We start from the raw sequence: 13,632 nt of genomic DNA on the forward strand, positions 1-13,632 counted from the left end.
CCAGGCCTGCCGGGGCCGTCGCGCTTGTGGCCGTCGCGCTTGTGGCCGTCGCCCGGTGTGTCCGCTGTCGCGGGGACCCCAGGCGTCTTCGAGCCCCTCCAGGGCCTCCTGGAGGACTTCGGCGCCTGGCACGACTGACGGCCTCCGGGCGCGGACACACGAAGGGACCCCGGCGCTGGATTCGCCGGGGTCCCTTCGCGCGCTCACGGGCCGATCAGACGCTATGCGCCAACTTCCACACCATGCTCGGCGGCAAGGCGGCGCAGGTCGTCGAGCTCGCCCTGCTCGACCTCGACGAGGAAGTCGTCGCCCTCGTCACGAGCCCGCGTCAGGTCGGACTCGGTCGCCTTTATGCGCTGCAGAAGTCCCGTGGTGAATGCGTCCATGCTGCGCCCCCTCGTCCTGGGTCGTGGGTCGGTGGCACGGGGGTGTGCCGTTGGGAAGGGGCGATCACGTCTGCGGCAGATGCCCAGCGCACTGCCCCGCTGGGCGGCGACGGTGCCAGGCACCCACGCGCCCACTCTGCGGAAAGCGGATCGCGCCGTGCCACATGGTGTTGCGGCACAAGCAGAGCGTGATCGCGGGGTATGAACCGTCCTCCCCCCGGTCCCTTCCACGGAAACCTCAACCCGGCGAAAAAGTCCCGCATTCCCCGGTCCCACACCTGTTCTTCATCCGCCGCTCAGCCGCCGCCCACCGCCTTACAGCCGACTTACGGCCGAAAAGGGCAGGATGGAGGCACACACCCATGAAGACCCCTGCCCGCCCGTGCCCGCCCGGCGCTACGCGGGTGGACACAGGAAGGACAAGCGACGTGCGCGTACTCGTCGTCGAGGACGAGCAGCTGCTCGCCGATGCGGTGGCCACCGGACTGCGCCGGGAGGCCATGGCCGTCGACGTCGTGTACGACGGTGCGGCCGCCCTGGAGCGCATCGGCGTCAACGACTACGACGTGATCGTCCTCGACCGCGACCTCCCGCTCGTCCACGGCGACGACGTCTGCCGCAAGATCGTGGAGCTCGGCATGCCCACGCGCGTGCTGATGCTGACGGCCTCCGGCGACGTCAGCGACCGGGTCGAGGGCCTGGAGATCGGCGCCGACGACTATCTCCCCAAGCCCTTCGCCTTCAGCGAGCTGATCGCCCGGGTGCGCGCCCTCGGCCGGCGCACCAGCGTCCCCCTGCCGCCGGTCCTGGAGCGCGCCGGCATCAAGCTCGACCCCAACCGCCGTGAGGTCTTCCGCGACGGCAAGGAGGTGCAGCTGGCGCCGAAGGAGTTCGCCGTCCTGGAGGTGCTGATGCGCTCCGAGGGCGCCGTCGTCTCCGCGGAGCAGCTCCTGGAGAAGGCCTGGGACGAGAACACCGACCCCTTCACCAACGTCGTCCGTGTCACCGTCATGACCCTGCGCCGCAAGCTGGGCGAGCCCCCCGTCATCGTCACCGTGCCCGGCTCCGGCTACCGGATCTGATCCCCGATGGCCGCCACACCCGCTCTCCCCAAGGCACCCCCGAAGCCCACCTGGGACCCCAGGAAGCCCCAGCCCCAGTACCCCTGGCTGCGCCCCACCATCCGCATACGTCTCACCCTGCTCTACGGCGGCATGTTCCTGATCGCCGGCATCCTGCTGCTGTCGATCATCTACCTGCTGGCGGCCCAGGCCCTCCACGAGGGCAGCGGCCAGTCGTTCTCGGTGTCCGGCACCAATCTCGGCATCAGCAGCCCCACCTGCCCCAAGCTCAACCAGGCGGGCAACAACGACGAGTTCAACTCCATCCTCAACTCCTGTGAGGCCGTCCAGCGCCAGCACGCCCTCGACGACCTCCTCAGCCGCTCCCTGCTGGCCCTTCTCGGCCTCGCCGTGATCGCCTTCGCCTTCGGCTACGCGATGGCCGGCCGGGTGCTGTCACCGCTCGGCCGGATCACCCGCACCGCGCGCGCGGTGGCGGGCTCGGACCTGTCCCGCCGGATCGAGCTGGACGGCCCGGACGACGAGCTCAAGGAGCTGGCCGACACCTTCGACGACATGCTGGAGCGCCTCCAGCGGGCCTTCACGGCCCAGCAGCGCTTCGTCGGCAACGCCTCCCACGAGCTGCGCACCCCGCTGGCGATCAACCGCACGCTGCTGGAGGTGCATCTCTCCGACCCGGGGGCGCCGGTGGAGCTCCAGCAGCTCGGCAAGACGCTGCTGGCCACCAACGAGCGCAGCGAGCAGCTGGTGGAGGGCCTGCTGCTGCTCGCCCGCAGCGACAACCAGATCGTCGAGCGCAAGCCGGTCGACCTCGCCGAGGTCGCCTCCCAGGCCGTCGACCAGGTGCACGCGGAGGCCGAGGCCAAGGGCGTGGTGATCCGGGGCGAGCAGAAGCCCGCGGTCGTCCAGGGCAACGGCGTGCTGCTGGAGCGGATCGCGCTGAACCTCGTACAGAACGCCGTGCGGTACAACGTGCCGGAGGGCGGCTGGGTCGAGGTCACCACCGAGGTCCGGCACGGCCAGGCGCTCCTGGTGGTGTCGAACACCGGTCCGGTGGTACCCGCGTACGAGATCGACAACCTCTTCGAGCCGTTCCGACGGCTGCGCACGGAGCGCACGGGCAGCGACAAGGGCGTCGGTCTCGGTCTGTCCATCGTCCGGTCCGTGGCCCGTGCGCACGGCGGCCACATCTCGGCCCAGCCGCGTGAGGGAGGTGGACTGGTGATGAGGTTCGCGCTCCCGATCTGACATCATGTGCCGACACACGGGCCCGTGTTCGCTTTGCGCAGAATTTTCCGGTCGTAAAAGCGCTCTCGGGACAGCAGTTCCGTGTGTGATCGATCACATGGGGGGCTTTTCTGTCATCCACTCTCCGTGATCATGAAAGCTGTCGGAAAGCCGGGAAAATCCGGGTTTTCGGGTGTCTTGATCACGGGAAGTACAGGTGGAGACGCCTTTGAAGAGCGGCAGGGGGACCGTGTACGGTCCCGTTCGCCATCCCAGCCGATCACTCTTGAGGAGTCCGGTTGGGTGTCGATTGAGTAACAGACCTTGATGTGAGGCAAAATCTCCGCCTCGAGGCGGGCACAAGTCCGGCCTCTCACGCGTTACGTGCGCTGGAGACACCCGCAGACACCCAGAGGGGGAGAGGTAAATGGCAACGGATTACGACACCCCACGCAAGACCGACGACGATGTGGACTCCGACAGCCTTGAAGAGCTGAAGGCCCGGAGGAACGACAAGTCCACCTCGGCGGTCGACGTCGACGAGTTCGAGGCCGCAGAAGGCCTGGAACTGCCCGGGGCCGACCTCTCCAACGAGGAGCTGGCCGTCCGGGTGCTGCCCAAGCAGCAGGACGAGTTCACCTGCATGAGCTGCTTCCTGGTGCACCACCGCAGCCAGCTGGCCCGGGAGAAGAACGGTCAGCCGATCTGCCGCGACTGCGACTGAGGCCGGGTCGGCCGTGACTGGCTCGACCCCACCTCGGAAGCGCCGTTCCCTCCTGCGGGGAGCGGACCAGGGGCCGCAGGACGGCCCCCACGGCACGCGTGACGACGAGCGAGGCTCATCCGGTACGACACCCGGTGACACGGGTTACTCCGGGGCGGCCTCGCTCGAATCGGTGGCCGACCGGGCCGACCTCCCGGAACCGGCACCGAACACTCCCGCGCCCGTCGCCAGGCGGCGGGCCCGGGTGATCCGTGACAAGGCCAGGGACACCGTCCGGGAAGGCGTCCGCAAGGGCGGCAGCCGCGCCAGGGCGGGCCTGGCCCATCTCGCGGACCGGATCATTGAGATCGCCCCGCGTGTGCCCGTACGCGACCTCGCGAAGCTGCGGGCGCAGTTCCCGGGCCTCGGACCCGAACAGCTCGCCGACAAGCTCGTGTCGGGCGCCGCGTACGCGACGTCCACGGTCGGAGCGGGCATCGGAGCGGCGGCGATGATGCCGGTGCCGCCCGCCATGCCGACGGAGCTGGCCGCCGAGATCACCGGCGTGGCCGCGATCGAGCTGAAGCTGATCGCCGAACTCCACGAGGTCTACGGCGTACGCCCGCCCGGAAACCTGAAAGAGCGCAGCACCGCGTATCTGAACTCCTGGTCCGGGGAGCGCGGTGTCGACGTCAGGAAGCCGTCGAGCTTCGGCGGCGCGGTCAACAGCCAGATGAAGCACCAGCTGCGCCAGCAGATCATGAAGCGCATGGTGCGCGACCTGCCCAATCTGATGCCGTTCATGGTGGGCGCCGCCGTAGGCGCGGTCATGAACCGCAGAGACACCAAGAAGCTCGCCGAGCGCATCCGCAAGGACCTGCGCCAGATCCAGGTGCCCTGGGACGCGCTGCCCGAGCAGCCGCCCCTGGAGGCGCCGAGGCACCCCCTGGAGCTGGAGGACGGCTCCCTGGGCTGAGAGCCCCCACGGGCGTGCCGAGCCCCTCAGGCGGCCGTTTCCCTGGCCGCCTTCAGCGCCTCGGCCAGCCGCTCCGGCTCCCGCGTCGACAGGTACAGGTACGGCGTCGGGTCCTGCGGGTCCGTGACCTCCACCTTCAGCGCCCTCGGAATGTAGGCCCGCAGCAGCAGGAAGGCGCGCGTGTCCGCCTTGTACGTGCGCCAGGCCGCCGCCTCCTCCGGGGAGAGCACCTCCGCCTCGCCCAGCGCCGTCACCGGGATCTTCGCCTCCCCCGCGATCAACGAGCCGCCCACCACACGGATGCGCACCGACCCGTACGAGCTGGCCACGACCGCCGAGGCCGCCGTACCGCCGACCAGTCCGCCGAGCAGCGGCAGGGTGCCGAAGGGCAGCAGGATCAGGGCGCAGGAGACCCCGATCAGGAACGAGATCAACCACCACGAACGAGGGGCGGTGAGGCGTTCTTCGTAGGGGGCCGTGGAGAGCTGCATGGAGCCAAGCTTGGCACGGTGTCCGGAAGGTGCCGACGCGCGGGTAAGGTCTGCGGCTGTGAGTGGTACTTCCGTGGCTCTTCAGCCTCCCGCCGACGCGGTGAAACCCGTGCGCCACCCGGACGCTCCCGCGCCGGGTGAGCTTCTGGGTTCGCACTACGCCCAGTGTTTCGGCTGTGGTGGCGAGCAGGCCCACGGGCTGCACCTGGCGGCCCGGGCGGGCGAAGGCGTCACGATCACCGCGGAGTTCACCGTCCAGCCCGCCCACCAGGGCGCCCCCGGCCTCGCGCACGGCGGGGTGCTGGCGACCGCGCTGGACGAGACGCTCGGCTCGCTGAACTGGCTGCTGCGGGCGATCGCCGTGACCGGCCGGCTGGAGACGGACTTCGTCCGTCCGGTGCCGCTCGGCACCACGCTGCATCTCTCGGCCGAGGTGACCGCGGTGGCGGGCCGCAAGATCTACTCCAGGGCCGTCGGGCGCCTCGACGGCCCCGAAGGCGCGGTCGCCGTCCGCGCCGACGCCCTGTTCATCGCGGTCGAGGTCGACCACTTCATCGACAACGGCCGTCCGGAGGAGATCCGCGCGGCCATGAGCGACCCCGATCAGCAAAGGCGCGCCCGCGCCTTCGAGGTGAACCCGTGAGCCGTGATCCCCGTCAGGAGCTCGACGTACTCATCCGGCGCGTCGACCCGGACGTACCGCTTCCGTCGTATGCGCACCCGGGCGACGCGGGAGCCGATCTGCGCACCACCGAGGCGTGCGAGCTGAAGCCCGGCGAGCGGGCGGTGCTGCCCACCGGGGTGTCCGTCGCGCTCCCCGAGGGGTACGCGGCCTTCGTGCACCCCCGGTCGGGGCTCGCCGCCCGCTGCGGCGTCGCCCTCGTGAATGCCCCGGGGACGGTGGATGCCGGGTACCGTGGGGAGATCAAGGTGATCGTGGTGAATCTCGACCCGCGCGAGGCGGTGCGGTTCGAGCGCTTCGACCGGATCGCCCAACTGGTCGTCCAGCAGGTCGAGAAGGTCCGCTTCCGGGAGGTGGCGGAGCTGCCCGACTCGGCGCGGGCCGAAGGGGGCTTCGGGTCCACCGGAGGACACGCGGCGGTGGCCGGTGAGAACAGCACAAGCGGTCAGGCCGCCGTGGGCGGCACTACGGGTGGGAATCGATACGCTTCGGTCGTATCCGACCGGGAAGGACAGTGACGTGTTCGGACGTCGCAAGAAGAAGGGTGCCGCCGAGGACGCGGCCGGCGAGGCCGAGCAGGTCGTCGACAGTGTCGACACTGAGGCGGACGACGTAGAAGAGGCCGGGCGCGAGCGTGTACGGCTCGAGCCCGAACCGCGGCCGGACGGGCCCTGGGACGACACCGAGGTGCGCGAGCCCGGCGAGGGCCGGGTGGACCTGGGCGGACTCTTCGTACCGGGCGTCGACGGCATGGAACTGCGCGTGGAGGTCGCGGGCGACGCGATCGTCGCGGCGACCGTCGTGCTGCGTGACAGCGCCATCCAGCTGCAGGCCTTCGCCGCGCCCAAGCGCGAGGGCATCTGGGGCGAGGTGCGCGAGGAGATCGGCTCCGGCATCACCCAGCAGGGTGGCATCGTCGACGAGGTCGAGGGCCCGCTCGGCTGGGAGCTGCGGGCCCAGGTGCCGGTGCAGCTGCCGGACGGCACGGGTGGTTTCCAGGTCGTGCGGTTCGTCGGCGTGGACGGTCCGCGCTGGTTCCTGCGCGGGGTGATCTCGGGCCAGGGCGCGGTGCAGCCGCAGGCGGCCGGACTGCTCGAACAGATCTTCAGGGACACGGTCGTGGTCCGCGGCGAGGGCCCGATGGCGCCCCGCGACCCGATCGTCCTGAAGCTGCCGAACGACGCCCAGATGGTGCCCGAGGGCGTCCAGCAGGAGGAGGGCTCCCGCTTCTCCGGCGGCATGGGCCAGCTGCAGCGCGGACCGGAGATCACCGAGGTCCGCTAGACGGTCGTAGGAGCACGAGGGCCGCATTCCCGGGCAGGGGGTGCGGCCCTTTCCCCTGCGCGGACCCTTGACGGCGGATTGGTCTGGACCTACGGTCTCGGGCCAATCGCCTGTTCATGGAGGCGCTCATCATTCACACATACGAACGGATGGCACCCGCAATGCGCCGAACCGCACTTCTCGCATCCGCCTCCGCGCTTGTCGTGGGCATGATCAGTTGGCCCGCCGCCCACCACGCCGACGCGGCCCCCGCCGCCTTCGTCCACCCCGGAGTCACCGTCTCCCGGGCCCAGTTGGACTTCACCCGTGCCAAGGTCGACGCCGGCGCCCAGCCCTGGAAGGGCGCCTTCGACGAGATGCTGGCGAGCAAGTACGCCGATCTGAACCGCACCCCGAAGCCCCGGGCGACCGTCGAGTGCGGCTCGTACTCCAACCCCGACCACGGCTGCACGGACGAGCGCCAGGACGCCATCGCCGCCTACACGGACGCCCTCGCCTGGTACATCACCCGCGACGACCGCTACGCCAGGAAGTCCATCCAGCTGATGGACGCCTGGTCAGCGGTGATCAAGGAGCACACCGACAGCAACGCGCCCCTCCAGACCGGCTGGGCGGGCTCGTCCTGGCCGAGGGCCGCCGAGATCATCAAGTACACCTACACCGGGAGCTGGCCGAACTCCGGCCGCTTCGCGACCATGCTCCGCGACGTCTACCTCCCCGAGGTGATCAACGGCTCCGGCTCCAACGGCAACTGGGAGCTGTCGATGATGGAGGCCGCCGTCGGGATCTCGGTCTTCCTGGAGGACAGGACGTCGTACGACAAGGCCATGGCGAGGTTCCGCACCCGCGCCGCCGCCTATGTCTACCTGTCCTCCGACGGCGATCTGCCGAAGACCGTGCCGAGCCAGCACCTCGACACCAGGGCGAAGATCGTCGGCTACTGGCAGGGGCAGTCCACCTTCGTGACCGGCCTCACCCAGGAGACCTGCCGCGACTTCACCCACACCGGCTACGGCATCTCCGCGCTCTCGCACGTCGCCGAGACCAGCCGTATCCAGGGCCAGGACCTCTACGGCACCGACATCGGCGAACGGCTGCGCCAGGCGCTCGGATTCCAGGCCAGGTACCAGCTGGGCGCCGCCGTCCCGAGCTGGCTGTGCGGCGGCTCGCTCAACCTCGGACTCGGCCCGGTCACCGAGGTCGGCTACAACGCCCTGCACAACCGCCTCGGCCTCGCGATGGCCAACACCCAGACGCTCACCGAGCGGCAGCGCCCGGCCGGCACCAACAGCCTCTTCGTCGCCTGGGAGACCCTCACCCACGGTGACGATCCCAACTGAACCGTTGAACGGCCGGGCGTCCCGCCGCGATACTGGCGCCCGGCCCACGGGGGAGGCGACATGAGCAGCCAGGTGGTCACCGAGACCATGGTGCGCGTCGAGAACGTCCAGAAGTCCTACGGCCATGGAGCCGCCGCCGTGCACGCCCTGCGCGGTGTCTCGTTCGAGGTCCCGCGCGGCGAGCTCGTCGCCCTCAAGGGACGCTCCGGGTCGGGCAAGACGACCCTGCTCAACATCGTCGGCGGACTCGACGTCCCGGACGGGGGGCGGGTCCTCGTCGACGGCCTCGATCTCTCCCGGCTCGGCGAGGACGGCCTGCTGGCCCTGCGCCGGGACCGTATCGGCTTCGTCTTCCAGTCCTTCGGGCTGATCCCGATCCTCACCGCCGCCGAGAACGTCGGCGTCCCCCTGCGGCTGCGCCGCGCCGAGGTACGCGCGCGTGAGGAGCGCGTCGAACTGCTGCTCGCCCTCGTCGGCCTCGCCGATCACGCCCGGCAGCGGCCCGGCGAGCTCTCCGGCGGCCAGCAGCAGCGCGTCGCCATCGCGCGCGCCCTCGCCAACAGCCCCTCGCTGATCGTCGCCGACGAACCGACCGGGCAGCTGGACGCGGAGACCGGGCACGCCGTCATGGAGCTGCTGCGGGCCGTCGTGCGGAGCGAGAACGTCACCGCCCTCGTCGCCACCCACGACACGACCCTGCTCGACCTGGCCGACCGGGTCCTGGAGCTGTCCGACGGGGAGATCGTCGAACACTGAGGCGGCCCGGCGTCAGAGTTGCGTCAAAGACGGTCCCCGGGGCCGCCCGGGCACGATGTGTCGCGATTGTTGGCCGTAAGGTCGACGCTGCGTAGGCAGCAGTGACCGGAAGACAATAGGGACCATGGGACGCGGCAAGCTTCGGATCTACCTGGGTGCGGCACCGGGCGTCGGCAAGACGTACGCGATGCTCTCCGAGGCGCACCGGCGCGTGGAGCGGGGGACCGACTGTGTCGTGGCCTTCGTCGAGCACCATGAGCGGCCACGCACCGAGGTGATGCTGCACGGTCTGGAGCGGATACCGCGCAAGGAGCTGGAGTACCGCGGGGCCGCCTTCACCGAGATGGACGTGGACGCGGTGCTGCGCCGCGCCCCCGCCGTCGCCCTGGTGGACGAACTCGCCCACACCAATGTCCCCGGCTCCCGCAACGCCAAGCGCTGGCAGGACGTCGAGGAACTCCTCGCCGCGGGCATCGACGTCGTGTCCACCGTCAACATCCAGCATCTGGAGTCCCTCGGGGACGTCGTGGAGTCCATCACCGGAGTGCGGCAGCGGGAGACCGTACCGGACGAGGTGGTGCGGCGGGCCGATCAGATCGAGCTGGTCGACATGTCGCCCCAGGCGCTCAGACGCCGTATGGCACACGGCAACATCTACAAGCCGGACAAGGTCGACGCGGCCCTGTCCAACTACTTCCGCCCCGGCAACCTGACCGCGCTGCGGGAGCTGGCCCTGCTGTGGGTCGCCGACCGGGCCGACGAGTATCTGCAGCAGTACCGCAGCGAGCACCGGGTGTCGAAGATCTGGGGCTCACGGGAGCGGATCGTGGTCGGCCTGACCGGCGGTCCCGAGGGGCGGACGCTGATCCGGCGGGCCGCACGCCTCGCGGAGAAGGGCGCCGGCGGCGAGGTCCTCGCCGTCTACATAGCCAGCAGCGACGGCCTCACCTCCGCCTCCCCGAAGGAACTCGCCGTCCAGCGCACCCTCGTCGAGGACCTCGGCGGCACCTTCCACCACGTCATCGGCGACGACATACCGGCGGCGCTCCTCGCCTTCGCGCGCGGGGTCAACGCCACCCAGATCGTCCTCGGCGTCTCCCGGCGCAAGAGCTGGCAGTACGTCTTCGGGCCCGGCGTCGGCGCGACGGTCGCCCGGGACTCCGGTCCCGACCTCGACGTCCACCTGATCACCCACGACGAGGCCGGCAAGGGGCGGGGGCTGCCGGTGGCCCGGGGTGCGCGGCTCGGCCGCTCCCGGATCATCTGGGGCTGGCTGCTCGCCCTGGCCGGCCCGGTGATCATGGCCGCGCTGCTCAACACCGTCCATCTCGGCCTCGCCAACGACATGCTGCTCTTCCTGGCGGTCACGGTCGCGGCGGCCCTGCTCGGCGGACTGCTGCCCGCCCTGGCCTCGGCCGCGGTCGGCTCCCTGCTCCTGAACTACTTCTACACACCGCCCCTGCACCGCTGGACCATCGCCGACCCCAAGAACATCGTCGCCATCGTGATCTTCGTGGCCGTCGGGGTGTCGGTGGCCTCCGTCGTCGACCTGGCGGCCCGGCGCACCCATCAGGCCGCCCGGCTGCGGGCCGAGTCGGAGATCCTCTCCTTCCTCGCCGGCAACGTGCTGCGCGGCGAGACGGGCCTCGAAGAGCTCCTGGAGCGCGTGCGGGAGACCTTCGGCATGGAGTCCGCGGCCCTGCTGGAGCGGGCCGGCGACCACGACCCGTGGACCTGCGCGGGCCGCGCGGGGCACGGGCCGGCCGTGGAGCGGCCCGAGGACGCCGATGTGGACGTGCCGGTCGGCGACCACATGGCGCTCGCGCTGACCGGCCGGGTGCTGCCCGCCGAGGACCGCCGGGTGCTGGCCGCGTTCGCCGCCCAGGCCGCCGTCGTCCTGGACCGCCGGCGCCTCCGGGAGGAGGCCGACCGGGCTCGCGCGCTGGCCGAGGGCAACCGCATCCGTACGGCGCTGCTGGCCGCCGTCAGCCATGATCTGCGCACCCCGCTCGCGGGCATCAAGGCGGCCGTCTCCTCGCTCAGGTCCCACGACGTGGCGTGGTCGGAGGAGGACCGGGCGGAGCTACTGGAGGGCATCGAGGAGGGCGCCGACCGGCTCGACCACCTCGTCGGGAACCTCCTCGACATGTCCCGGCTGCAGACCGGCACGGTCACCCCGCTGATCCGCGAGATCGACCTCGACGAGGTGGTGCCCATGGCGCTGGTCGGGGTGCCCGAGGACAGCGTCGGGCTGGACGTGCCGGAGACGCTGCCCATGGTCGCCGTGGACCCGGGGCTGCTGGAGCGGTCGGTGGCCAACCTGGTCGAGAACGCCGTCAAGTACAGCCCGGTGGGCAAGCAGGTCGTGGTGGCCGCCAGCGCCCTCGCCGACCGCGTCGAGGTGCGGGTGGTCGACCGCGGCCCCGGCGTCCCCGACGAGGCCAAGGAACGCATCTTCGAGCCCTTCCAGCGCTACGGGGACTCCCCGCGCGGCGCCGGGGTCGGGCTGGGTCTCGCCGTCGCCCGCGGCTTCGCCGAGGCCATGGGCGGCACCCTCGACGCCGAGGACACACCCGGCGGCGGGCTCACCATGGTGCTCACCCTGCGTGCGGAGGGATCGCGCCCGCAGGAGCTTGTCCAGCAGGTAGAACCGGAGAGGCAGGTCACATGACCCGTGTGCTGGTCATTGACGACGAGCCGCAGATCGTGCGTGCCCTCGTGATCAACCTCAAGGCGCGCAAGTACGAGGTCGACGCGGCGCACGACGGCACCACGGCCCTCCAGCTCGCCGCCGCCCGCCATCCCGACGTGGTCGTCCTGGACCTGGGCCTGCCCGACATGGACGGCGTCGAGGTGATCCGGGGCCTGCGCGGCTGGACGCGGGTGCCGATCCTGGTGCTGTCCGCCCGGCACACCTCCGACGAGAAGGTCGAGGCGCTGGACGCCGGCGCCGACGACTACGTCACCAAGCCGTTCGGCATGGACGAGCTGCTCGCCCGGCTGCGGGCCGCCGTCCGGCGTGCCGAGCCCGTCGGGGCCGGCGAGGACGAGGCGACGACCGTGGAGACCGAGGAGTTCACCGTCGACCTCGCCGCGAAGAAGGTCAACCGGGACGGCAGGGACGTACGGCTGACCCCCACGGAGTGGCATCTGCTGGAGGTGCTGGTCCGCAACACGGGGCGGCTGGTCAGCCAGAAGCAGCTGCTCCAGGAGGTGTGGGGGCCGTCGTACGGGACGGAGACGAACTATCTGCGCGTGTACATGGCGCAGCTGCGGCGCAAGCTGGAGTCTGATCCGTCACATCCCCGGCACTTCATCACGGAACCGGGGATGGGCTACCGGTTCGAGAAGTGAGCCGCAGGTCGGGGGCCGGGGAACGCAGGGGCCGGTTCGGGGCCGCGCCGGGCGGGTACGAGGGTGTCGGCGCACCCCGGTACGCTTCAGATATGAGTGCTGTTCCTCGTTCCGAGAAGCCGTCGGGCCGGTTCCGGCGCATGCTCGACCGGCTCTCCTCCTCCCAGGAGGACCTGGAGTCGGAGGAGCTGCGGGAGGACGCGGCCACGGCGGGCTGCGTGCGGATCGGCGACTGCCACGACCGGCAGATCGTCACGGTTACTGGTACCTTGCGCACGGTCACCCTGCGGCCGCGGGCGGGCGTCCCGGCCCTGGAGGCCGAGCTGTTCGACGGCACCGCCGCGCTGGACGTGGTGTGGCTCGGGCGGCGCTCCATCGTCGGGATAGAGCCGGGGCGCAGACTGATCGCATCGGGCCGGATCTCGATGAGCCGGGGCCGCCGGGTGCTGTTCAACCCGAAATACGAACTGAGACCCCTCGGACGGGAGTAGCCGGTGACGTCGCTCGACAAGCCGACAGAAGACACGTCTGCCGACGATGCCCGGGCGGTGACCGAGGCCGCGCTGTTCGAGGCGTTCGGCGGGGTCCGCGGCATGGTCGAGACGGTGCTGCCCGGCCTGCTCTTCGTCACGATCTTCACGATCAACAAGGACCTGCACTGGTCGGCCATCGCCGCCCTCGCGGTGTCCCTGCTGCTCGTGGTGGTCCGGCTGGTCACGCGGGACACCGTCAAGCACGCGTTCAGCGGTGTCTTCGGCGTCGCCTTCGGTGTCGTGTTCGCGATGATGACGGGCAACGCCAAGGACTTCTACCTCCCCGGCATGCTCTACACGCTGGGGCTGGCGCTCGCCTACATCGTCACCACCCTGTGCGGTGTCCCCCTGATCGGCCTGATCCTCGGCCCGGTCTTCAAGGAGAACCTCTCCTGGCGCACCCGCAACCCCGGCCGCAAGAAGGCGTACGCGAAGGCCAGTTGGGCCTGGGGTCTGATCCTGCTCGCCAAGTGCGCGATCCTCTTCCCGCTCTACTGGTGGGCCAACACCGCCCAACTCGGCTGGGTCCTGGTCGCGCTGAAGATCCCGCCGTTCCTGCTGGCGGTCTGGCTGACCTGGGTGTTCCTGGCCAAGGCCCCCGCCCCCATCGATGTGTTCGCGGAGATGGAGGCGGAGGAGAAGGCCGAGGAGGAGCGCAAGGCCGCGGTCGCGGAGCGTGAGGAGGCCGGCGGCAGGCACCGTCGGGAGGCCTAGGCGGCGTCGCTGGGGGCTGCCGCCCCCGGACTCCCGCATCGGCCTGAACGGCCTCGTCCTCAAACGCCGGACGGGCTGAAAGACGCAGGGCGCCCTCGGTCGCG

At 70.7% G+C, this 13,632-nt stretch carries 15 protein-coding genes; 13 read left to right on the forward strand and 2 right to left on the reverse strand.

The window, feature by feature from the left end; translation table 11 throughout:
• Window positions 1–221 precede the first annotated feature (221 nt).
• Window positions 222–386: a hypothetical protein gene (locus ABZT17_RS43270; protein WP_174267099.1), complete on the reverse strand. Its 165-nt coding sequence runs from the start codon at window positions 384–386 to the stop codon at window positions 222–224.
• Between the two features lie 428 nt (window positions 387–814).
• On the opposite strand from ABZT17_RS43270, the gene ABZT17_RS43275 reads away from it, so the two are divergent.
• The 4 genes from ABZT17_RS43275 (at window position 815) to ABZT17_RS43290 (ending at window position 4,374) form a co-directional block, all read left to right on the forward strand.
• Window positions 815–1,468, forward strand: coding sequence for a response regulator transcription factor (locus ABZT17_RS43275; protein ID WP_356203304.1), 654 nt, complete (start codon window positions 815–817; stop codon window positions 1,466–1,468).
• Window positions 1,469–1,474: 6 nt separating this feature from the next.
• Complete coding sequence (locus ABZT17_RS43280) at window positions 1,475–2,716, forward strand: HAMP domain-containing sensor histidine kinase (protein WP_356357684.1); 1,242 nt, start codon at window positions 1,475–1,477, stop codon at window positions 2,714–2,716.
• Window positions 2,717–3,122: 406 nt separating this feature from the next.
• A complete protein-coding gene (locus tag ABZT17_RS43285; RefSeq protein WP_005481602.1) occupies window positions 3,123–3,419 on the forward strand; it encodes a DUF4193 domain-containing protein in 297 nt (98 codons plus the stop codon).
• Window positions 3,420–3,432: 13 nt separating this feature from the next.
• On the forward strand, window positions 3,433–4,374 hold the full coding sequence (locus ABZT17_RS43290) for a hypothetical protein (RefSeq protein WP_356357685.1): 942 nt from the start codon (window positions 3,433–3,435) through the stop codon (window positions 4,372–4,374).
• Window positions 4,375–4,400: 26 nt separating this feature from the next.
• On the opposite strand, the gene ABZT17_RS43295 is transcribed toward ABZT17_RS43290, so the two are convergent.
• A complete protein-coding gene (locus tag ABZT17_RS43295) occupies window positions 4,401–4,865 on the reverse strand; it encodes a DUF3093 domain-containing protein (protein ID WP_356357686.1) in 465 nt (154 codons plus the stop codon).
• A 58-nt stretch (window positions 4,866–4,923) separates the two neighbouring features.
• On the opposite strand from ABZT17_RS43295, the gene ABZT17_RS43300 reads away from it, so the two are divergent.
• From ABZT17_RS43300 to ABZT17_RS43340, 9 genes are all read left to right on the forward strand, one after another.
• Window positions 4,924–5,508 carry a PaaI family thioesterase gene (locus ABZT17_RS43300; RefSeq protein WP_356357687.1) on the forward strand — a complete coding sequence of 195 codons (585 nt, stop codon included), beginning with the start codon at window positions 4,924–4,926 and terminating at the stop codon, window positions 5,506–5,508.
• The gene (gene dut / locus ABZT17_RS43305) at window positions 5,505–6,065 is read left to right on the forward strand and encodes a dUTP diphosphatase (RefSeq protein ID WP_356357688.1); all 561 of its coding nucleotides are present in this window, start codon (window positions 5,505–5,507) and stop codon (window positions 6,063–6,065) included. The genes ABZT17_RS43300 and dut overlap by 4 nt, the downstream gene beginning before the upstream one ends.
• Before the next feature lies 1 nt (window position 6,066).
• Window positions 6,067–6,831 (forward strand): DUF3710 domain-containing protein, encoded by a 765-nt coding sequence (locus ABZT17_RS43310; RefSeq protein ID WP_356357689.1) that lies wholly within the window; start codon window positions 6,067–6,069, stop codon window positions 6,829–6,831.
• Between the two features lie 161 nt (window positions 6,832–6,992).
• The gene (locus ABZT17_RS43315) at window positions 6,993–8,171 is read left to right on the forward strand and encodes an alginate lyase family protein (RefSeq protein WP_356357690.1); all 1,179 of its coding nucleotides are present in this window, start codon (window positions 6,993–6,995) and stop codon (window positions 8,169–8,171) included.
• 60 nt (window positions 8,172–8,231) lie between these two features.
• The gene (locus ABZT17_RS43320; RefSeq protein WP_356357691.1) at window positions 8,232–8,927 is read left to right on the forward strand and encodes an ABC transporter ATP-binding protein; all 696 of its coding nucleotides are present in this window, start codon (window positions 8,232–8,234) and stop codon (window positions 8,925–8,927) included.
• A gap of 124 nt (window positions 8,928–9,051) precedes the next feature.
• A complete protein-coding gene (locus ABZT17_RS43325) occupies window positions 9,052–11,598 on the forward strand; it encodes a sensor histidine kinase KdpD (RefSeq protein ID WP_356357692.1) in 2,547 nt (848 codons plus the stop codon).
• Window positions 11,595–12,281, forward strand: a complete 687-nt coding sequence (locus tag ABZT17_RS43330; RefSeq protein WP_356357693.1) for a response regulator — start codon at window positions 11,595–11,597, stop codon at window positions 12,279–12,281. Before ABZT17_RS43325 ends, ABZT17_RS43330 begins: the two co-directional genes overlap by 4 nt.
• A gap of 92 nt (window positions 12,282–12,373) precedes the next feature.
• Window positions 12,374–12,772, forward strand: coding sequence for an OB-fold nucleic acid binding domain-containing protein (locus ABZT17_RS43335; RefSeq protein ID WP_356357694.1), 399 nt, complete (start codon window positions 12,374–12,376; stop codon window positions 12,770–12,772).
• Between the two features lie 3 nt (window positions 12,773–12,775).
• On the forward strand, window positions 12,776–13,528 hold the full coding sequence (locus tag ABZT17_RS43340; protein WP_356357695.1) for a DUF3159 domain-containing protein: 753 nt from the start codon (window positions 12,776–12,778) through the stop codon (window positions 13,526–13,528).
• The last annotated feature ends 104 nt before the right edge of the window (window positions 13,529–13,632 follow it).

It is taken from the genome of Streptomyces sp. NPDC005648, from assembly GCF_040605395.1.
GTDB lineage: Bacteria > Actinomycetota > Actinomycetes > Streptomycetales > Streptomycetaceae > Streptomyces.